Source organism: Vibrio sp. JCM 18905, assembly GCF_055393305.1.
The window spans coordinates 42,779-64,592 of sequence record NZ_AP043879.1 but is presented as its reverse complement, the minus strand read 5'-3'; the positions used below and the strand labels follow the sequence as shown (position 1 = coordinate 64,592).

Here is a 21,814-nt window from a genome sequence, read left to right as displayed (position 1 = left end):
GCATCAGTTTTTCGGTTTGCTGCAAGGATTACTACATGAGTAAAGGATATGTTTGGGTCGTTGATGACGACAGTTCGATTCGCTGGGTGATGGAGAAAACGCTCTCCTCTGCCAACATAAAATGCGAAACCTATGCCGATGGGGAAAGCGTTTTGATGGCGCTCGAACGCGAAGTACCAGATGTGCTGGTATCGGACATTCGCATGCCGGGCATTGATGGATTAGAGCTGCTAAAACAAGTACAGCGCGATTACCCAGACCTTCCCGTGATTATCATGACCGCCCACTCAGATTTGGATGCGGCAGTGAATGCGTACCAAAAAGGCGCCTTTGAATACTTACCAAAACCTTTTGATATCGATGAAACCTTAACTCTGGTTGAACGAGCGATTGCACACAGTCACGAAAATAAACGTGAGCAACTCTCTCCAGAAGACATTCCTGCGGAAACGCCAGAAATCATCGGTGAAGCGCCAGCCATGCAAGAAGTATTTCGAGCCATTGGTCGTCTTTCTCGCTCCTCAATTTCAGTATTGATTAACGGTGAATCGGGCACGGGTAAAGAGCTCGTTGCTCATGCGTTGCATCGCCATAGTCCTCGCGCCAACAAACCTTTTATTGCACTCAATATGGCGGCGATTCCCAAAGATCTGATTGAGTCAGAGTTGTTTGGTCATGAAAAAGGGGCATTTACCGGGGCGAACAATGTTCGTCAGGGTCGATTCGAACAAGCCAATGGCGGCACCCTATTTTTAGACGAAATCGGTGACATGCCGTTAGATATTCAAACCCGTTTGCTGCGTGTTCTGGCCGATGGACAGTTTTATCGAGTGGGCGGTCACTCCCCAATCAGCGTCGACGTAAGGATTGTCGCGGCAACACACCAGAATTTAGAAAAGCTGGTGCATGAAGGCGATTTCCGTGAAGATTTATTCCATCGCTTGAACGTGATTCGAGTGCAGATTCCGGCATTGCGTGAACGTAAGCAGGACATCGAAAAACTTACGCAGCATTTTCTTATCCGAGCGGCTGATGAGCTGGGGGTCGAAACCAAAACTCTGCATCCGTCGACCGTTGAAATTCTTAACCGCCTTGATTGGCCGGGCAACGTGCGTCAATTAGAGAATATTTGCCGTTGGTTAACCGTCATGGCCAGTGGTAGCGAGGTATTGCCAAACGACTTACCAAGCGAACTGCTCGAAGAGAAAAAATCCATTTCGGACTCTGGGCATGGCAGCTGGCAAGAACAATTGGCGGATTGGGCACGTCAATCACTCGCGGCAGGAGATAAAGAACTGCTTTCTTATGCTTTACCAGAATTTGAGCGCATTTTATTAGAGGCAGCTTTGGAGCACACTAAAGGTCACAAGCAAGATGCCGCTAAAGTATTAGGCTGGGGGCGAAACACGCTTACCAGAAAATTAAAAGAATTGTACTGACAATCACTTACGTGGTGCGTTAACAACGAGAGTCGTTTGTCACTCGATATTAACAAAAATATCAGTACAATTGTGGCGCACCACCATCTATGTGATTAGGCAATGTCTACTGCTACGACTCAAATTACACTGCGTACCGCTGTTCTCATTCCATTTGTCATGATCTTCTTACTGGCGATCGGTGTCATTGTCTACGTCCAAAAACAAAGCTACGAAGAAGTGGTCACAGATATCAGCGACAAACAACTTTCCGTGTTAACCGAAAGTGTCCACGACCACCTTAATAGCTATCTGCGCAAGCCGTTTACTGCGGTTATGGCTCTCGCGCATAACGTCAGCTATCACAACCTTTATCATCCTCACGACACCTCAGATATTCAAAGCTACCTGCTGAGTGCATTCAAAAACCTTTACCAATCGATACCGCAGTTGGATGTCATCGCATTTGGTTCAGAAAGCGGTGACTTTGCCGGGTTCCGCCGCGAGCTTTCCGACGATTACACCTTAATGGTTCAAGATCGATATACCGATGGTGATCTGATTATTTATGGCACCAACCATGTGAGTAATAGCATTCGAACGGTTATCTCTCCATACGACCCTCGCACTCGTCCATGGTATACGCCCGTCGCAGAGACTAAAACCTCGATGTGGTCTGAGATTTATACGAATGCCGATGAACGCCAGGATATTACGCTGTCAGCCATGACACCGGTGTATAAACACGACCAATTTGCTGGCGTTTTGGTGACAGACATTCGCATCAACACATTTAACGAATTTCTACGTGAGTTAAAATACAACACCAAAGCTTCGGTCTACATCATGGACCCAGAGCATCGTTTAATCGCTCACTCAGGCCCGGGAAGCGTCATCTCATGGGGTACAAAGTTTTCTGATAAAGGGCAGCGTTTGTTTGCGGCTGAAAACGCAGATCCGATCATCAAAATCAGTGCGAGCCGCGTTCGGTCGTTTGATCTCAACAATACTAAGCAACCTTACACCTTTTCATTTGAGCATGACGGCCAACGTATTTTCAGCCGACTAACCCCATACCGAGATCAAAACGGTTTAACATGGTTTATTGGCACCTCTATATCTGAATCCGAGTTGCTGGGTACATTGCCGAAAAGCCAACAAAAGAGTTGGCTAGTCGGGTTTATCGTCAGCTTATTTGGTATCGCCATCAGTTGGATCATTTTCAACCGAGTCACCAGGCCGATTAACGCGACGGCTGACGCCGCCCAACACCTTGCGAATGGCGATTGGGACAGCAGTATGCCAAAACCTGGTTATGTGTATGAGACAACGGTACTTGTGCATGCCTTTAATGAGATGACGAGTAACCTCAGAGCCTCATTTAAAGCGTTGCGTGAACAGTTGGTTTATGACTCTCTGACACGCTTATACAGTCGTCAGGGCTTGGTCGAAATCTGTGAGAACCAATCTCACCTGTGCCACGGCAGTTTATTTTTACTTGGTATCAACAAATTTAGAGATATCAACGACAGTGTGGGGCATCATAACGGTGATCAACTGCTGGTCAGCATCGCAGAAAGGCTAAAACAAGAGTTTAGTGATAACGCGTTACTGGCTCGGATTGGTGGTGATGAGTTCGCAGTATTTCTCTCAAACGCCGATACTGAAGCCAAAGTTAAACAAACCGAGCGTCGATTACAGCAACTCTTTTCCACCCCATTTATGGTGGAAGGCGAGAATGTAGTGATGAAGATTTCACTTGGCATTGTGCAAACCCAACCAAATGAAACCATGCCGCTGTGGCTTCGCAACGCCAGCATCGCATTAAGCTACGCCAAGCAAGACTCACTGACCGGTGTCTGTCATTACAGCCCTGAACTGGCAAGCGCTTCAAAGTTCCGCACCCAAATGCTGACTAAGATTCAAACTGGCATCGAAAACCAAGAGTTTGTCCCTCATTATCAACCTATTGTGGATCTCGCTAGTGGTAATGTGTGTGGCGCAGAAGCGCTGGCGCGCTGGCACAGTGACTCAGGAATGGTGTCACCACTAGATTTTATTCCAATCGCAGAAGAAAGCGGCATGATCAAAGCCATTGGCCAACAAATTCTGTTACAAGCTTGCCGCGATACATACCAAGCCATTCAAAGTAATCAGTGGCCGTCAGACTTCCAACTGCATGTGAACATCTCCGTTAATCAACTGTCCTGCCCTGATTTTGTCGATACAGTGACCAACGTATTGGATATCACAAAATTACCCGCCAGTAACCTAACACTGGAGATCACCGAGTCGCGCATTATTGATAGCGCACCAACCACACTGGAAAACATGACCAAACTGCGTGATATGGGGATTGGTATCGCGATCGATGATTTCGGTACCGGTTACTCATCACTGGGTTATCTTCACTCACTGCCATTTACTTGTTTGAAGATTGATCGCACCTTCATCAATCAACTCACGCAAGAAAACTTAGACAGTTCGGTCGTTGCTGCGGTCATCAATATCACCGCGGGCCTTAAAACCAATGTCGTCGCAGAAGGCGTAGAGGATAGCAATCAAGCACAATTACTGCGCTCTTTAGGCTGCAACCAAGTGCAAGGCTTCTATTACAGCCGTCCAATGCCGCTAGAAGAGTGGCCAACACATTTGGTTAACATGAAGTAGAAAAGAGCGAGAATCGTTGATTTCCTAGTCATCCTCTACTGACAATCTACCTAACTGTTATTTATACTTAACTGCAAATCTTACCCATGTATTGTCACAGATGATGTTTGGGCCCTGTTCCAGTTCATAACTATCCGGATCGACATAATGATAACGAAGAACCTCCCTCTTACTGATTTGCACCGCCACCTCGACGGTAACATTCGTACTAAAACGATTCTTGAGCTTGGCCAAAAATTTGGTATTGCTCTGCCAGCGTACGATATTGAGTCTCTAACTCCTCACGTTCAAATTGTCGAAGCGGAACCCTCTCTTGTTGCTTTCCTTTCTAAGCTCGACTGGGGTGTTGCGGTACTGGGCGACCTAGATGCATGTCGTCGTGTGGCGTACGAAAACGTGGAAGACGCACTAAACGCTCAAATCGATTACGCTGAACTGCGTTTCTCACCATACTACATGGCAATGAAACACAAGTTACCAGTAGCGGGTGTTGTTGAAGCAGTCGTGGACGGTGTGCAAGCGGGTATGCGCGATTTTGGCGTGAAAGCCAACCTGATCGGCATCATGAGCCGCACATTTGGCACCGACGCGTGCCAACAAGAACTGGACGGCATTCTGAGCCAAAAAGATCACATCGTTGCTGTCGACTTGGCGGGTGACGAACTGGGCCAACCGGGCGATCGCTTTGTGTCTCACTTCAAACAAGTACGCGACGCTGGCCTTGGGGTAACGGTTCACGCTGGTGAAGCAGCAGGTGCAGAGAGCATGTGGCAAGCAATCAATGAGCTGGGCGCAACTCGTATCGGTCACGGCGTAAAAGCGATCCACGATCCAAAACTGATGGATTACCTAGAAGAAAACCGCATTGGTATTGAGTCTTGCCTAACATCAAACTACCAAACAAGCACGGTAGAAACGTTAGAAAACCACCCTCTCAAACAGTTCCTAGAGCATGGCGTTCTTGCGTGTCTGAACACTGACGATCCAGCGGTAGAAGGCATCGAACTGCCATACGAATACGAAGTAGCGGCACCAGCAGCTGGTCTGAGCCAAGACCAGATTCGCCAAGCACAAATCAATGGCCTTGAGATTGCGTTCCTTTCAGAAGCAGAAAAAGCGGAACTGAAAGCAAAAGTAAAAGATCGCGCTTAAATCCAGCGAAAACATAAAAAAATGCCAGCATCTGCTGGCATTTTTTATATCTTGAATCGGCGTCTATGATTAGATAACACGAGAGAATTGTTGCTGACGCGCCTTCGCTCGCAGGTACTTATCGAAGCTCATACAAATATTACGGATCAGCAAACGACCTCGCAGCGTCACACGAATTTCATTGTCATCCACTTCCACCAGCTCATCGTTGATGAAGGTCTGAAGTAGCTGCAAATCTTCTTTAAAGTACTGATCAAACTTCACTTTAAACTCAGACTCAATCGCTTTCTTGTCTAGTTTAAAATTACAAATCAGCTGCTTGATCACTTCGCGACGTAGCAAATCATCAGAGTCCAGCGAGACCCCTTTCCACAGTGCATGACGAAGTTCATTGACTTGAGCGTAGTATTTCTTCAGCTCTTTCTGGTTTTGCGCGTACGCATCGCCAATCATCGAGATTGCAGAAACCCCAAAGCCAACCAAATCACATTCACCTTGTGTGGTGTAGCCTTGGAAGTTGCGATGCAAAATACCTTCGCGCTGGGCAACGGCAAGCTCATCGTCCGGCAAAGCAAAGTGGTCCATGCCGATAAATTGATAGCCCGCGCCAGTCAGTGTCGCGATGGTATCTTGCAGAATCGCCATCTTCTCTTCTGCTTTAGGCAGATCTTCGTCTTTAATCTTACGCTGCGCTGCAAATAGCTGTGGCATGTGCGCGTAGTTAAATACGGATAGACGGCCCGGCTGCATTTCCAGTACTTGTTCTAACGTCTTGGCAAAAGAGTCTTTGGTTTGCTTTGGCAAGCCGTAGATCAAATCTAGGTTTGTCGAACGGAAACCCAACTCTTTTGCGCGCGCAACCATCGCAACGATGAACTCTTCATCTTGCTCACGGTTCACCAGTTTTTGCACTTCTTTGTTGAAGTCCTGAACACCGATGCTCAAGCGGTTAAAGCCTTCACTACGCAGGTGATCCAGCATGGTGATCTGAATTTCACGCGGGTCAACTTCGATACTGATTTCAGCATCACTGCTAAAGGTAAACTCTTGGCGCAACAGGCTCATTACGCGTGTAATTTGCTTTTCAGAAAGGAACGTTGGCGTACCACCACCAAAGTGTAATTGCGTTACCGTTCTGCCCACCAATAAGGCTGCACGTTGACGAATCTCATGCTCAAGCACATCGAGGTATTCGTCCGCTTTGTGCGAGTGGCGCGTAATGACTTTATTACAACCACAGTAGTAACAAAGCTTGTGACAGAACGGAATGTGCACGTACAGCGATAATGGGCGGTCTGGGTACTGAGTGCATGCCATATCATAATCAGAAATGGTGAACGCTTCATGGAACTCCAGCGCCGTTGGGTACGACGTGTAGCGAGGACCGGAATAGTTGTACTTATCCAATACCGCTTGATCCCAGACGATTTGCTGCTTCGATTCAGTGTGTTGATTCGACATGGTGGTACTTTCCGTTAAATGCTAGGGCAACGAAAGCCGTCACCCGATATTCAGAGCCGCTATTTTGCCATACGACGATGACAAGCGTGGCAACGCCGACTGGCTTTTTAATTATAAAACTAAAGAAGTGCTAGCGTGATCACGATACCCCCAACAGTCATAAGGAAACCATTGGGGGTAACTATTAAATCATCTGAATATTGATTTGATTATTCAGTGGCTGGACGTTTTTCTGCAACACTTTGAGCTCCTCAATGATCGCATCAGTGAGGCGGCTTTCCGCTTTATGACGCGTCAAGTTCTGTTGCATACGCTCTTTCTTGGCAAGTTGTTGGCGTTCTTCACCACGTGCCATATCTTTCACGATATGGTAAAGCTCAGAAATTGCAGGGTACGTTTTATCGAAATCGACACGGTCTTCACCTTGTACATAATCCATGATGTTATACACACGAATACTGATTTCAGATAAATCGCATTGGCCTTGAATACCCGCCTGACACAAGGTATGCACATTCTCAAAAATGTTGGCGTTACGTTTATCTATCGCCAATTTTTGATGCTTTATCTGCAATTCCTTTTGCTTTTTCAATTGAAGCAGAAGGTAACCTGCATAAGAAGCAAGTGCGATGATAATCACAACACCAGCAATAGCTAATAAGGTTACATTCATAGCTTAATTATCCTTTGTAGTCGTCGAAGTTAATGTCGTCGAAATCTGCCAGCAAGTCATCATCATTGCGCGTGCTTTTCTCAGCAGGAGCAGTGAAGTCTTCCTCTTCTTCAGGTTCCAACAAACCTAGTTGGTCCATTAACTTCTCAATGCGATCGAGCTTCTCATCGACGTATTTCTGTAGACCTGTGCCTAGGTTTTCACCCGCTTCAATACGGTCTAGCAACACGTTCAATTGCGCATCATTTTCTAGCATCTCTAGTTCTTGCTCTGCCGACAAACGACGCTCTTGCTTCGTCATTTTCTTCGCAGGCTCAACAACCAGAGGAATTTTCTTTTTACTGCCTAAACGCGGGTCGCGGTTTTGTGCAGCAGCTTGCTTTTTCTGCTCGTTAACTTCTGAGTTACGGTTACCCGTTTTCAAGCCTTTGCGCTTTTTAGCACGCTTGCGTAGGCGGCCTTCCACATCAGATTCTGTACGGTTACGAGTTACAACAAACTCAGGTGCGCCAGCGGCACCTGGCTTTCTAGATTTTTTACTACGGCTCATTACTGGGGTTTCCTCAGTAAAATTACATCATTACCAATAAATTCGAGTTCGAGCTTATCCCGCTCTGCTAGGAACTGGAACGTGTCACGACTAAAGAACACTACATGAGTGAGATCGTTCTTATAATGCCATGATTTGAAAGCCTCCACGTCGATGACCATTTTCGTCATCAGGCCTATCCAGCCCCCTGGCTTAACTAAATTCAACCATTGCTTCCACACCAAGTCTGGGTGGTAGAGGTGCTCTATCACCTCTGTTGCTGTCATGAAGTCATACGTTTTTTCTAAAACCGACGTATCAGGGTGGTAGTAGAGGTCGTACAACGCCATGTTGTGCCCCGCCTCTTCCAACATTAAGGAAAGCGTTGGGCCAGGACCACAACCAAAGTCGATACCATTTGATTGTGGAGAAATTCGCTCTGTGATCGGGTCAGCAATACGCGACAAAAAGCGTCGGTAACCTAAATCTTCAGGGTTGTTCTCATGCAAATCATAGTGAGCTTTTTCGGTTTCCGCATCCAAACGTTGGTCTGGATTCACAAACACCAAACAGCACTGCTCACATTGAAGATATTCACGTCGCTTATCTTCAAAATAGTGGTGAGTACGCTGATTTTGGCATAAAGGACAGGTATGCATGCTGACTTCCTCAAACAGGGATGCGAAACATACCAGAAAGTGAACTCAGATTGGAGTGTTACTGAGTATTTTTTCAGCAATTTTTGTTAAAAAACTTTGTTTACAACCCATCGAAGTAAATAAGTGCAGTAATCGTAATTCAGATTGCGACTTACCAAGGGAAAAGAATATAAAAAAAGCGACAGTCAGACTGTCGCTTTCTAAGTGCCATCAAGTGGCGAAACTGTGTTGCACACATTTGGTGCACCAATGATCCCTTTGTTTTTCGAGCTTTCCCTGCCAAAAAGAGTTGTTTTTCATCTTCCTGATGAGTTTTGGCTATCCGTTTACTTCCTGTCTACTGAGCAACTTCCTGTGCCTGATCCGTTTCACTGTCTTAACCGTCAGACGAGATGACCATCCTTATCAGATAGGCTCCCTACCTATCTAAATCCCTTTCTAAATCACCAAGCATCCGAGCTACATCCTTGGAGACCTAAACCGTGGTCTTAAATCCTTACATTCACCCCCTGTGAACAACTTCTACTTTACGCCATCCCGCGATGCTCACAAGTAATGAGTTGAAAAAATCATCCGCCTATTTTTCTAAAACATCAAAATTATCATTTAATCAAAAACTTAAAAACACCAACAAGAAAAAGCCAACATCAAGTATGGCAAATGTCTCACAAACTGCCGAGCCAACTATCGCTTTCGCATCCAAACTCGACTGTGATATCTGTCACGAACAAAAATGCCCTAGTGGATTCACTAGGGCATTTTTGTACAAGTTGCTCGAACGATGTAGGGACATCTACCCAACCAGCTCAAGATGCAGGATCTTGAGCGATTTAGGTATATTAGTGCAGACCGCCAACGTATTTAGACAGCACTTCGATATCTTCGTCTGTCATTTTCTTCGCGATGTCGCGCATCATGGCATTCATATCATTACCACGGTCGCCATCACGGAATTTTTCTAGCTGAGCTTTGATGTAGTCAGCATGCTGACCAGAAATTTTCGGGAAACCTGAAAGCTCAGTACCATTGCCACGAGGACCATGACATGCAATACATGCGGTTAGGCCACGCTCGGCATCACCAGCGGTATAAAGCGTTTTGCCTTTTGCTACCACATCTTCAGGTGTTGAGTTTTCTGAAACTGGTAGCGAAGCGTAGTAAGCAGATAGGTCTGCGATATCTTCATCGCTCAGTGGCATTGCCATACCACTCATTACAGGATCGTAACGACCTTGTTTACCACCACTTGTCATGCCTAGCTTAAGTTCTTTTAACTGCTTCTCAAGATACTTAGCGTGTTGGCCTGCGAGTTTCGGGTACGTTGTTATTGCACTGTTGCCATCTGCTCCGTGACAGGCGACACAGGTTTGTGATTTTGCTTTACCAGCCTCAATATTACCTTGGGCCCATACTGAGCAACTGGCTAAAAGACTCAAAATTAGCGCTAATTTCTTCATGACATTCCATTATAATTATCAAGCTTCCAGTACCACGGAATGTGAACATACCGCGTACACTCATGGTACAATAGGCGACCTTATGCCGAGCACGGTTATTTTACACATTTTCACAAAAAAGTAATCAATCGACTACACAAAGTCGAGATGGAGTTAACAGTGAGCGTAAAAATTCATTACCAAAATACGCATTTCATCACCAGCGCACCCGATATTCGTCACCTACCGGAAGACGAAGGTGTCGAAATTGCGTTTGCAGGACGCTCAAACGCTGGTAAATCGAGTGCACTTAACCGTCTAACTAATCAAAAAAGCTTAGCCAAGACATCAAAGACACCTGGTCGTACGCAATTAATCAACCTTTTCAAAGTAGAAGAAGGTTGTCACATTGTCGATCTACCTGGATACGGTTTTGCTCAAGTACCGGTAGAGATGAAAAACAAATGGCAGAAATCTTTAGGTGAATACCTACAGAAACGCGAGTGCCTAAAAGGCTTAGTGGTTCTGATGGACATTCGTCATCCAATGAAAGATCTCGACCAGCAAATGATTTTCTGGGCCATCGATAGCCACATTCCTGTGCAAGTTTTGCTAACCAAAGCAGATAAACTAAAAAGTGGCGCACGCAAACAAACCCTGCTGAAAGTTCGCAAACAGGTGGAAACTTTCGGTGGCGACGTTTCCGTTGATGTGTTCTCTTCCCTTAAAGGATTAGGCGTTGATCAGCTGCGCGCAAAACTGGATACCTGGTTTGCACCGGCGCTCGCACACCTGATAGAAGAAGGCGAACTGGATACCCCAGCAAGCGACGAAGAATAATTAACAATATTTGTTAAATCTTTTCGATACGGCCCTACCATTTGGTGGGGCTTTTGTTTATCTGAGCTAAATAACAGGCAATAAAAATCCCCACCTTCCTGGCAGGGATAACGGGAGAGAAAAATTGGTAATTATTGTTATGTGACGAAGCATTGCTGAACTATCGGATGATTTCAATAGCTTAAAAAGCCGCCTAACTTTAGCTTTCGCTTAATCAACTCACAACCATAACCAATAAAGAAAATACAATTCAACAAGTTATACAGAAATCTGCCCATTTTCCCTTCAACTTAGTTTCCTTCAAGAAAAAATCATAGTGTGATTGGCATAAATTTACAGACTGAATAGTTTGCGAGTTTTTGAAGAAAATTGGAGTGTAGACAATAGGTTAAAGATGGGAGAAATATAAAGACAAGTCGTTACCAACCCAACACATTGAACAAAAAGAAAAATTTTCTTTCGCCCAATAAAAAACGCCCCAGTCAAAAGCTGACTGGGGCGGCTGAATCAGCCTAATCCAATAACGTGAAACAAAAGGTCTGAAAGATAGAACATCTTACCTCTGTACCCTACGAGTATTAATGTACAACAATTGGTCAGAATTGCAAAGAATTTTTGTAGTTTTTTTTCATGAAATTTTTATTAAGCAACATCAAAGTTAACTTTGCGCTAGCTTTTTTAATCGCAAAAAAAAGCCAGCGTTTGTGCGCTGGCTCATAATTAATTGGTTATTTTGGTCTAAAAGTGACTAATGAGCTTGATCCCAGTTGTCACCGTGCCCTGCTTCTGCAACCAACGGTACTTTTAGCTCTGCTGCAGATTCCATCAATTTCTGTACTTTACTTTCAATTTCGGACAATGATGACTCTTCAACTTCAAAGACCAATTCATCGTGTACTTGCATTAACAACTTCACACGGCCATTGCCTTCTTCCTGAATCCACTGATCAACCAACAGCATCGCTTTCTTAATGATGTCCGCAGCTGTACCTTGCATCGGAGCGTTGATTGCCGCACGTTCAGCAGCTTTACGACGCATCCCGTTGCGCGATTTGATTTCTGGTAAATGCAAACGTCGACCAAAAATCGTTTCAACATAGCCCTTATCTGCAGCCGTGCTGCGCGTGTCTTCCATGTACTGCATAACGCCAGGGTAACGCTCAAAGTATTTATCCATGTAGGCTTGTGCTTCGCCGCGAGGGATACCAAGCTGCTTCGCCAAACCAAATGCACTCATGCCATAGATAAGCCCGAAGTTAACGGCTTTAGCACGGCGACGCTGCTCGCTCGATACCTGTTCAATATCCAGGCCCATAATTTCTGCCGCAGTTGCAGCGTGAATGTCTTTACCATCACGGAAGGCATCCAATAACGCTTGGTCGCCAGAAAGGTGCGCCATGATGCGTAGTTCGATTTGCGAGTAGTCGACCGCTAAGATTTTATGGCCAGCTGGTGCGACAAACGCTTGGCGAATACGACGGCCGGCTTCGTTACGAATTGGAATGTTTTGTAAGTTCGGATCGGTAGAAGATAGACGACCTGTTGCGGTTACTGCTTGATGGTAAGAAGTATGCACACGCCCTGTTGTTGGGTTGATCATCTTCGGCAGCTTGTCCGTGTACGTCGATTTAAGCTTCGCCAAACCGCGATATTCCAAAATCAATTTTGGCAGTGGGTAATCTAAGGCAAGCTCTTGTAGCACTTCCTCATTCGTCGATGGTGTACCTGATGGCGTTTTCTTCACCACCGGTAAACCCATTTTTTCAAATAGGATGGCTTGTAATTGCTTTGGCGAGTTCATATTAAACTCTTGCTCTGCAATTTCGTACGCTTTCTTTTCAAGCTCATCAAGGCGAGCGCTAATCTCGACCGACTGCGCACTCAGCTTCATTTCATCAATAAAGACCCCGGTGCGTTCAATGCGCGAAAGAACTGGCACCAACGGCATTTCAATCTCTTCGTAAACTGTCTTTAGGCTTTCATCCTGCTCGATATTCGCAAACAAGCGATTGTGCAGACGAAGGGTCACATCCGCATCTTCTGCCGCGTATGGCGATGCTTGTTCCAACTCGATTTGGTTAAATGTAAGCTGATTTTTGCCTTTACCTGCAATTTGCTCAAAAGAAATGCAACTATGCTGTAGGAAGCGAAGCGCCAAGCTGTCCATATCGTGTTTACCGCCGACACTGTTGTAAATGTACGATTCCAACATTGTGTCGTGCTTGATACCTTTTAGCTCAATGTCATAACGAGCCAATACAGACGCATCATACTTCAAGTTTTGACCAACTTTTGCTTTCGCTGCATCTTCAAGAATTGGCTTAAGCTGTTCTAGAACCCAATCACGATCAAGCTGTTCAGGTGCATCTAGGTAGTCATGTGCAACAGGCACATAAGCGGCAATGCCTTCATCGACAGCGAATGACAAACCAACCAGGTTCGCTAGCATGTAATCTAGGTTGTCGGTTTCCGTATCAAACGCAAACAACTCAGCCGTTTGAAGTTTGTCTAGCCAAGCATTGAAGGTTTCTTCATCCAGAATCGTTTCATATTGGCTACGGTCGATTGTCACTGCGGAAGTTTCCATCTCAGCATGAGAAGCAGAGGCTTGAGCAGAGCCAGCAAGCTCAACAGCTTCTACCGACCCAGAACCACCTTCAAGTAGTTCGTTCAACCAAGATTTAAACGTCAGTTGACCATACAGCTTCACTAGTTCGTCTTTATTTGGTTCCGCTTTCAGCAGTGATTCTGGCGTTTCTTCAAGTTCAACATCCAATTTAATGGTCGCGAGCTCGTACGACAGCATAGCATTTTCTTTGTTATCGATGAGCTTCTTCGCCATGGTTTTAGAACCACGGAAACCGAGCGCAGCAATGTCATCGAGATTTTCATACAGCTTAGTCAGACCGCCAATACCTTGCAGTAGTGCGGTCGCTGTTTTGTCACCCACGCCTGGTACACCAGGGATGTTATCTACTTTATCGCCCATCAGCGCTAGGTAGTCGATGATTAATTCAGGTGGAATGCCAAACTTTTCAACCACACCTTCACGATCCATCACGACGTTCGTCATAGTGTTGATCAAGGTAATATTATCATCCACCAACTGCGCCATGTCTTTATCACCAGTACTGATCAATACAGGCATGCCCTTTTGTGATGCTTGATGCGCCAACGTACCAATGACGTCATCTGCTTCGACACCAGGAACGCAGATCAGTGGTAAACCCATCGCGCGAATAACATTGTGCAATGGTTCAATTTGGCAACGCAGATCATCCGGCATTGGCGGACGATTAGCTTTGTATTCTGCATACATATCATCACGGAAGGTTTTTCCCTTCGCATCGAAAACCACCGCGATGCGCTCAGACGCAAACTGACGCATCATGCTGCGTAACATGTTCACGACACCGTAAACGGCATTAGTTGGAATTTCACCATTGCTCATGGTGCCCGGGTAGGCGTGAAAAGCGCGATATAGGTAAGAAGAGCCGTCGATAAGGATCAACGGATTTTCAGGAATACTTGCCATAATTGTCTGTATCCAATTCAGTACTTGAGAGATCTGCCTAGGATGCCATGACTGCTGATCCGAATCTATCTTGTTCGCTCGATCTAGGTCGCGTAAATTTTTCGATTTTATTCACGAAGACAACCTCACCCTGTGGATAACTCTGTTTATAGAAATTATCCACTGGTTATCCAATGATAGAAAACACAAAAAACACACAAGGTAAGCCATTGTTTTTAAATATTTATTTTATAAAACGGCGAGAAGATCAACGATCCTTAAATGATCATCGTGTGTGGAAAAAATACGAATAGTGACGTCAAATAGAAATCGTAGAAAAGAAAAAAGCGACCCGAATGGGGTCGCCTAGCAGAAGTGGTAAAGCAAATTCTGTAAATAGAGCAGCTTAACCAAGAAGCTATAAATTACACTGGAAGCAATGTGAGCAATGTCGTGTCAAAAAGAATTCGTGCAAGTTCTCGGAAAAATGTTTCATCACTTCTCAACTTTCAGTTAATCAACTTCTGTTAATAAGTCATTCAACGTCCTTGTGAACTCTTCCTCATTCCCTAAGACAGGCTTAATAATAATGATTCTCATTTCGTAGTCAACAGTTAAATGAGAAAAAATCTCATTTATTTTCACATCGCTTTAATGAAATGAACTCGAGATTCACGAAGATTGATTTTTTCTTCAAATTTTTCAATGATATATCCATTTCTCAATAACAATCGAAGCATAGCAGGAAACTGATTTCGAGATTTCACTTTTAACGTGTTATAGCCTTGCTCAGCCGCCCAATCTTCTTGTGCTTCCAAAAGTAATTGTGCCACGCCTTCATTTCGAGCCTCAGGAACGACACCACCCAACCAGCTATAGAAAACACCATCCTCTAATTCGTAACCTATTTTGAAGCCGACAATCGTGCCATTTTTTTCTGCAACGAGGATTAAACTGTTTTTCTCTTCTAAACGTTGAGTCATGGAGTCTACCGTTTCTCCTTTCGAAAATTCGGTAACACGTGCCACAACTTGAAGTGCTTCTTCCAATGTGCCTTCACGAATCAGCATTGTCATTGTTCTCTTCTCCAAAATAAAAATACCCAAGCACCTTGGATTGTTACTGTTGTAATCCGCCTGAGGTTACTTGGGTATATACAGACGAACAACTCTTGTTGGTCTGGTGTTTCTCACTGAGCGATAATTACTCTTCAGTCGCTTCCGGAGTACGATTTAGGTGTTGAGCAGTTTGTGCATTCTCTTCTGCCAACCACTCAGCCACGTCTTTCGCAAAGTACGTTAAGATGCCGTCAGCACCTGCACGTTTGAAGCACAGTAGTGATTCCATCACAATTTCGCGCTCTTTGAGCCAGCCATTCATGATCGCCGCTTTATGCATCGCGTACTCACCAGACACCTGATAAGCAAACGTCGGTACCTGAAGTTCGGTTTTAACTCGGCGAACTACATCTAAGTATGGCATACCAGGTTTAACCATCACCATGTCCGCACCTTCATTGATGTCTAGCGCCACTTCATGGATCGCTTCGTCAATGTTTGCTGGGTCCATTTGGTAGTTTTTCTTGTTGCCGCCTTTTAGATTTGAAGAAGAGCCAACCGCATCACGGAATGGTCCGTAGTAGTTCGACGCGTACTTAGCCGAGTAAGCCATGATTTGTGTATGAATGTAGCCCGCATTTTCTAATGCTTCGCGGATCTTACCAATACGGCCATCCATCATGTCTGAAGGCGCGACTACGTCAGCACCCGCTTCTGCATGAGACAAAGCCTGCTTAACCAGTACTTCCGTGGTTTCATCATTCATTACGTAGCCATCTTCATCGATGATGCCGTCTTGGCCGTGCGTCGTGAATGGGTCAAGTGCCACGTCTGTGATCACACCGATTTGAGGAATATGTTCTTTAAGCGCACGTACTGCTCGCTGGACCAAACCTTCTGGGTTGTAGGCTTCAGTAGCACATAAGCTTTTAGCGTCTTGGTTTACGACAGGGAAAAGCGCGATTGCTGGAACGCCTAGATTTGCAAGGTATTGCGCTTCTTCTAGCATTAAATCAATCGACAAACGCTCTACACCCGGCATGGACTCCACGCTCTCACGACGATCTTTACCCATTAGGATGAACATTGGGTAAATCAGATCATTAACAGAAAGTTGGTTCTCAGCCATCAAACGACGACTAAAATCGTGCTTACGTAAACGACGCATACGGCGTGCAGGGAATGGACCTTGAATTGATACAGACACCATTTTCTCCTTGTCTGGACGGTTATGATGATCAAATCATCTGGTGAACAAAATCATATCACTCTTGATGCATGTTGCGAGTGACAATCTGGAAAAAGGTAATGAAAAAAACTGAAAATGACCCAGCACTCACACTCAAGTATACTTCGAATACGAAACCAACCATGAAGCACAGAGAGTAACGATGATCGATACCCACGCGCACATCTATGCCAGCGAATTTGATAACGACCGCGATGAAGTAGTACAACGCGCCTTAGCGCAAGGCATTAATAAGATTCTGTTGCCAAACATCGATCTGGACTCTATCGAGCCCATGCTACAAACCGAAGCGGCGTATCCTGACGTGTGCCACTCAATGATGGGACTCCATCCTTGCTATGTGGATAACAACGTTGAGCAAACGCTGGAAATCATCCGCGGCTGGTTTGAGAAACACAAGTTTATTGCGGTGGGCGAAATTGGTATCGACCTGTATTGGGACAAAACCTATCGCGCCGAGCAAGAGATGGCATTCGTGACTCAGCTAAACTGGGCAAAAGAGATGGATTTACCAGTCGTTATCCACACTCGTGATTCGATTGAAGAAACACTCACTTTGCTAAGACAAGAGCAAGATGGTCGTCTGCGTGGTGTATTCCACTGTTTTGGAGGCAGCTTAGAAGAAGCGCAAGCAATCAATGAGCTAGGCTTCCACTTAGGCTTGGGGGGCGTATCGACCTTTAAGAATGGCGGGATGGATAAAGTCATTCCACATTTGGATACACAGTGGGTCATTTTAGAAACCGATTGTCCATACTTAGCGCCTGTACCGCACCGTGGTAAGCGTAATGAACCAGCCTACACTTCTCTCGTTGCACAACGTGTTGCCGACTTGCGTGATGTCGATGTCGCAACTATCGATGCAATAACGACTGAAAATGCCAAAAAGCTGTTTAATATTTAATTCACGAAAATTGAAAAAAGCGACGAAATCAACGTCGCTTTTTTATTACCTAAACTATTGAATGAATGATTCAACCTATTGAAATAATAGAACAACCCACACAAAGTTATTGATAAACATAATAATTAACTAGCAACTCTACTTACCTCTCATATCGCCACTTTACTTCGTCTGTTTTGCAAAACTGTCGACAATTAGACATATTCTTTTTCTATACTGCTTTATGCCCATTAATTAGCACAAATGTAAAACAGCATGAATATGGAAGTTGAAGTGTGTACACATGGTGCTTACTTACAACGCGTACCGCGCAGTTTTTTTCAAAAGCTGCTGGGCATCAAGGAAGTATACGTATGCACAAAGTGTGGTTACGTCATGAAAGTTAAGTAGTTAGCCCAAGAAACAAACCAACCGCAAAAAAAAGCGGCTCAATTGAGCCGCTTTTTACATCTACAGTAAACTTATTCTTCGGTTTCCGCTTCTACCTCTTCGCTTCGACGCGTATAAAAACGCGCAAAGAATAAACCGACTTCAAACAGTAAGCACATCGGAATGGCGAGTAAGGTTTGTGAGATCATGTCTGGCGGTGTTAATACCATACCAACGACAAACGCCGCCACAATGATATAAGGCCGTTTCTGTCTTAGATCGTCTGGAGTGGTGGCACCAGTCCAACACAACAAAATGATCGCAACAGGCACCTCAAACGCGATGCCAAACGCCATAAATAGCGCCAGTACAAAATCGAGATAGCTAGAAATGTCGGTCGCAAACTCTACACCACCCAATGAGATAGCAGTAAAGAAGCCAAACACTAGTGGAAACACCACAAAATACGCAAATGCCACACCGCAATAAAACAGCAGTGAGCTGGAAAACAGCAACGGCATAATCAAACGACGCTCATGTTTGTATAAGCCAGGAGCAACAAAGGCCCAAACTTGATACAAAATAAACGGCACCGCAATAAATACCGAAGCGATTAACGTCAACTTCAGTGGTGTGAAAAATGGTGAAGCCACATCTGTAGCAATCATGGTCGCGCCTTCAGGTAGACGCTCTACTAAAGGTGCGGAAACAAACTCGTAAATGTGGTTAGAGAAATAAATTAGTCCGACAAACACCACCAACACTGCCAAAATTGAGCGCAGTAGTCGGTTGCGAAGCTCCAACAAATGACTAATTAAAGGTTGTGTCTGCTCGACGGTAGACATGGCAAACCTCTTATTAAAAACCAGATCAAAAAGGAGCTACCAATCACTAGTAGCTCCTCCTAATGAGACTATTCGGCTTTCTTATCTGCCGCTGTAACCTTGCTCTCTTCCGCTTTCTCTACCTTTTCTGCTGCTGGCTCTGTTTTTACAGGCTCAGCCTCTGAATCGGTGTTCTTTGCGTAAGGACGATTTACAGATTGCGCTGCCTTCTTCAATTCTTCGACTGAAGATTTCAACTCAGGGGACAAATCATCCATCCCCATTTGCTCTGCTTTGCGCAAGTTTTCTTGCAGCTCTTGGACTTTCAGCTCGTGTGACAATTCGTCTTTGACGCTATTTGCCATACTCTTAGCGGCACCGATAAAGCGAGACACGCTGCGAATAGCATGAGGCAAACGCTCCGGCCCAAGAACGACCAGACCAACAACAGATATTAATACCAGTTCCCAAAAACCGATATCAAACACGTTTTACGCCTGCTCTTTGTCTTTTTTCGTTTCAGGAGCAGCTTCTTTTTTCTGCTGCTCTTCTAGACTTTTTGGTTCGAAGTCTGCGTCTTTGTCATTTTTCGCAGGTTCATCTTCGCTCATCGCTTTTTTGAAGCCCTTAACGGCACCACCCAGATCGCCACCGATACCGCGTAGTTTCTTAGTTCCGAATAGCAATACAACAATTACAGCAATGATTAGAAGTTGCCAAACACTGATACCACCCATTCTCTTTACCTCGGGTCTTTAAATAAACAAAAATATTTCAAGAGTTTAACGTCTATTGACGATAAGCTCGCCAACTAAGCAGCCAAAATGTGACACCTGCGATACCGCTGGCCAACGAAAGCTGCTCAAAAGCATTGTTCACCAATATTGCCGAGCATACGACTAAAGTGGCGCCAACGCCAAATAAAAACTTTCCTGTCGCCTGCTGACGCTTGCTCTGACGATACCCTTGGTAAAGTTGATCCATGCGTTGGTTCATCGCTTTACCTTGTTTCAGGCTATCGTAAAGCAGCTCTGGCAGTTCCGGTAACTTCTCCGCCCAAAATGGCGCGCGATCTTTAATCGCATTCACCAAAGCTTGCGGCCCAACTTGATTCATCATCCATTCTTCAAGGAATGGTTTTGCGGTCTCCCACAAATCAAGCTGAGGGTACAGCTGCCTACCAAGACCTTCCACGTACAGCAGCGTTTTTTGCAGCAATACAAGTTGTGGCTGAACCTCCATGTTGAATCGACGTGCCGTGTTGAACAAATTCAACAACACATGACCAAAGGAGATTTCGCACAGTGGCTTAGCAAAAATAGGCTCACACACAATGCGAATCGCGAACTCAAACTCATCGACATTGGTATCGGCAGGCACCCATCCTGAGTCCACATGTAACTCCGCCACTCGGCGGTAGTCTCGATTGAAAAACGCCAGGAAGTTTTCCGCCAGATAACGCTTGTCTTCACTATTAAGTGTACCAACGATTCCGCAATCTAGCCCGATCCACATTGGGTTCTCTGGATGTTCGGGTTTGACGAACACGTTCCCCGGATGCATATCGGCATGGAAGAAGCTGTCTCGGAACACTTGAGTGAAGAACACACTCACGCCGCGCTCCGCGAGCAATTTCATATTGGTGCCATTTGCTTTCAAGCCATCAATATCAGAGACTTGAATGCCATATATTCGCTCAGAAACCATGACAGTTTCATTACTGAAGTCAGGAAAAACTTCAGGAACATACAATTCTTCGCTGCCTTCAAAGTTGCGGCGCAACTGAATGGCATTCGCCGCTTCACGTCGTAAGTCGAGTTCATCAAGCAATGTTTTCTCGTACTCACGTACAACTTCAACCGGTTTCAAACGACGTGCTTCAGGCATCGCTCCGGCGACTATACGCGCCATTCGGTGCATCAGTTTTAGATCTGAATCAATGACCGGGCGAATATCTGGGCGGATAACCTTTAATACCACTTCTTGGTTAGAGTCTTTTAAACGCGCAGTATGCACCTGAGCAATCGACGCAGACGCCAGTGGTTTGATATCAAACTCGGTAAACCAGTTTTCTAACGGGCCACCTAATGCCTGCTCCATCTGCTTTTTTGCTAGCTCACCATCAAATGGAGCCACTTGGTCTTGAAGCAAAGCCAGGGGATCAGCAATGTGCGGAGGAAATAAGTCACGGCGCGTTGACATCATCTGACCGAACTTAATCCAAACTGGTCCCAGCTCTTGCAACGCTAAACGCAGGCGCTCACCGAGCGGTTTTTCTGGATGCTTGTTCTTAATCCAGAACAGGCTTTTGCGCAGTAATAACGGAGCTTTGGTCAGTTGGTGATCGGGAAGCAGCTCATCTAAGCCGTATTCCAGTTGTACTTTGGCGATGTGGTATAAGCGCTTTAGTTCTGCTGGCGTCATGGTTTCTCCAATGTCGGCTTATCTGCATCCAGCTTATTCAGCAAAGCAGTCAAGCGAGCTTCAACGCGAGAAGCCTGGCTGCGAACCTCATCAACCTGGTCGCAAAAATACGCCACTTCTAGAGGAGCAGGTGCCAACTTCCACTCTTCAGTCACTACTTGCGCAAGATGACGCTGGTGTTTCTCTGCTTGAGATGCGAGGAAGTTGCCTATGTTTTTTGAACCTTGCACAAAGGTATGTGCGGCGACATCGCCAGTCACGCGAGACAACCACTCTTCAACATCTGGCTTGCAATCCACCATCAACTGAGAGAATTTCTGCGCCAATTGAATATCGCCTTCAAGCTCAAGTTTATCTTGTTTAATAAGGCGAGTGATGTTGGCCTGGTCACGCAGCTCTGGCAACACGCTCAAGTTGAGCGATAAGTAGCAGTTTGGCTGTCCTTCGTAATGACCGAGCACATCAATTTGCTGACTAAAAACGAACGTCAGTGTTTTATTGATCTCTTTCAGATGAACTTGAATAACTTGACCTTTTAGACGCGCTAAACGACGGCCCAATGCAGGGTCGTCTTTGATCAGAGTATTCAGTGACGTTTCAATCACAGCGGTGATAAGTGGTTCAAATGGCATGC

19 protein-coding genes are annotated in these 21,814 nt (G+C 45.3%); 5 read left to right on the top strand and 14 right to left on the bottom strand.

The window, feature by feature from the left end; translation table 11 throughout:
* Positions 1-35 precede the first annotated feature (35 nt).
* From glnG to add, 3 genes are all read left to right on the top strand, one after another.
* A complete protein-coding gene (glnG, locus tag ACZ5ZC_RS08505; RefSeq protein WP_395204377.1) occupies positions 36-1,439 on the top strand; it encodes a nitrogen regulation protein NR(I) in 1,404 nt (467 codons plus the stop codon).
* A gap of 102 nt (positions 1,440-1,541) precedes the next feature.
* Positions 1,542-4,088 carry a phosphodiesterase GepA gene (gene gepA, locus ACZ5ZC_RS08500; RefSeq protein ID WP_268853796.1) on the top strand — a complete coding sequence of 849 codons (2,547 nt, stop codon included), beginning with the start codon at positions 1,542-1,544 and terminating at the stop codon, positions 4,086-4,088.
* A 147-nt stretch (positions 4,089-4,235) separates the two neighbouring features.
* Positions 4,236-5,240, top strand: coding sequence for an adenosine deaminase (gene add, locus ACZ5ZC_RS08495; RefSeq protein WP_464931828.1), 1,005 nt, complete (start codon positions 4,236-4,238; stop codon positions 5,238-5,240).
* Positions 5,241-5,309: 69 nt separating this feature from the next.
* Here the strand turns inward: add and hemN are convergent, their stop codons facing one another.
* The 5 genes from hemN to ACZ5ZC_RS08470 all read right to left on the bottom strand — a co-directional run bounded on the left by hemN (position 5,310) and on the right by ACZ5ZC_RS08470 (position 10,019).
* Positions 5,310-6,701 (bottom strand): oxygen-independent coproporphyrinogen III oxidase, encoded by a 1,392-nt coding sequence (gene hemN / locus ACZ5ZC_RS08490; protein ID WP_046874156.1) that lies wholly within the window; start codon positions 6,699-6,701, stop codon positions 5,310-5,312.
* 184 nt (positions 6,702-6,885) lie between these two features.
* Complete coding sequence (locus ACZ5ZC_RS08485) at positions 6,886-7,374, bottom strand: DUF2489 domain-containing protein (protein ID WP_054867783.1); 489 nt, start codon at positions 7,372-7,374, stop codon at positions 6,886-6,888.
* 7 nt (positions 7,375-7,381) lie between these two features.
* Complete coding sequence (gene yihI / locus ACZ5ZC_RS08480) at positions 7,382-7,924, bottom strand: Der GTPase-activating protein YihI (protein WP_005394455.1); 543 nt, start codon at positions 7,922-7,924, stop codon at positions 7,382-7,384.
* Positions 7,924-8,562, bottom strand: coding sequence for a class I SAM-dependent methyltransferase (locus tag ACZ5ZC_RS08475; RefSeq protein ID WP_193448012.1), 639 nt, complete (start codon positions 8,560-8,562; stop codon positions 7,924-7,926). The genes yihI and ACZ5ZC_RS08475 overlap by 1 nt, the downstream gene beginning before the upstream one ends.
* 839 nt (positions 8,563-9,401) lie before the next feature.
* Positions 9,402-10,019 carry a c-type cytochrome gene (locus tag ACZ5ZC_RS08470; RefSeq protein ID WP_005379248.1) on the bottom strand — a complete coding sequence of 206 codons (618 nt, stop codon included), beginning with the start codon at positions 10,017-10,019 and terminating at the stop codon, positions 9,402-9,404.
* Positions 10,020-10,178: 159 nt separating this feature from the next.
* Here ACZ5ZC_RS08470 and yihA point away from each other — a divergent pair, with 159 nt between their 5' ends.
* Positions 10,179-10,838 carry a ribosome biogenesis GTP-binding protein YihA/YsxC gene (gene yihA, locus ACZ5ZC_RS08465; protein ID WP_005394452.1) on the top strand — a complete coding sequence of 220 codons (660 nt, stop codon included), beginning with the start codon at positions 10,179-10,181 and terminating at the stop codon, positions 10,836-10,838.
* A gap of 507 nt (positions 10,839-11,345) precedes the next feature.
* Here yihA and spfP read toward each other — a convergent pair.
* The 4 genes from spfP to hemB form a co-directional block, all read right to left on the bottom strand.
* Complete coding sequence (gene spfP, locus ACZ5ZC_RS08460) at positions 11,346-11,393, bottom strand: small protein SpfP (protein ID WP_438356636.1); 48 nt, start codon at positions 11,391-11,393, stop codon at positions 11,346-11,348.
* Positions 11,394-11,586: 193 nt separating this feature from the next.
* The gene (polA, locus tag ACZ5ZC_RS08455) at positions 11,587-14,373 is read right to left on the bottom strand and encodes a DNA polymerase I (protein WP_374094923.1); all 2,787 of its coding nucleotides are present in this window, start codon (positions 14,371-14,373) and stop codon (positions 11,587-11,589) included.
* 620 nt (positions 14,374-14,993) lie between these two features.
* Positions 14,994-15,428, bottom strand: coding sequence for a GNAT family N-acetyltransferase (locus ACZ5ZC_RS08450; RefSeq protein WP_012841227.1), 435 nt, complete (start codon positions 15,426-15,428; stop codon positions 14,994-14,996).
* A gap of 127 nt (positions 15,429-15,555) precedes the next feature.
* Complete coding sequence (hemB, locus tag ACZ5ZC_RS08445) at positions 15,556-16,617, bottom strand: porphobilinogen synthase (protein ID WP_031777176.1); 1,062 nt, start codon at positions 16,615-16,617, stop codon at positions 15,556-15,558.
* Between the two features lie 184 nt (positions 16,618-16,801).
* On the opposite strand from hemB, the gene ACZ5ZC_RS08440 reads away from it, so the two are divergent.
* Complete coding sequence (locus ACZ5ZC_RS08440; protein ID WP_464931827.1) at positions 16,802-17,563, top strand: TatD family hydrolase; 762 nt, start codon at positions 16,802-16,804, stop codon at positions 17,561-17,563.
* A 461-nt stretch (positions 17,564-18,024) separates the two neighbouring features.
* Here ACZ5ZC_RS08440 and tatC read toward each other — a convergent pair whose 3' ends face one another.
* The 5 genes from tatC to ACZ5ZC_RS08415 form a co-directional block, all read right to left on the bottom strand.
* Positions 18,025-18,777 (bottom strand): twin-arginine translocase subunit TatC, encoded by a 753-nt coding sequence (tatC, locus tag ACZ5ZC_RS08435; protein WP_054867781.1) that lies wholly within the window; start codon positions 18,775-18,777, stop codon positions 18,025-18,027.
* 68 nt (positions 18,778-18,845) lie between these two features.
* Positions 18,846-19,244, bottom strand: coding sequence for a Sec-independent protein translocase protein TatB (gene tatB / locus ACZ5ZC_RS08430; protein WP_005382959.1), 399 nt, complete (start codon positions 19,242-19,244; stop codon positions 18,846-18,848).
* 3 nt (positions 19,245-19,247) lie between these two features.
* Entirely contained in the window at positions 19,248-19,493 is a 246-nt protein-coding gene (gene tatA / locus ACZ5ZC_RS08425; protein ID WP_005382958.1) for a Sec-independent protein translocase subunit TatA, read from the bottom strand.
* A gap of 52 nt (positions 19,494-19,545) precedes the next feature.
* Entirely contained in the window at positions 19,546-21,180 is a 1,635-nt protein-coding gene (gene ubiB / locus ACZ5ZC_RS08420) for a ubiquinone biosynthesis regulatory protein kinase UbiB (protein WP_006741774.1), read from the bottom strand.
* Complete coding sequence (locus ACZ5ZC_RS08415; RefSeq protein ID WP_006741773.1) at positions 21,177-21,812, bottom strand: ubiquinone biosynthesis accessory factor UbiJ; 636 nt, start codon at positions 21,810-21,812, stop codon at positions 21,177-21,179. The genes ubiB and ACZ5ZC_RS08415 overlap by 4 nt, the downstream gene beginning before the upstream one ends.
* Between the last annotated feature and the right edge of the window lie 2 nt (positions 21,813-21,814).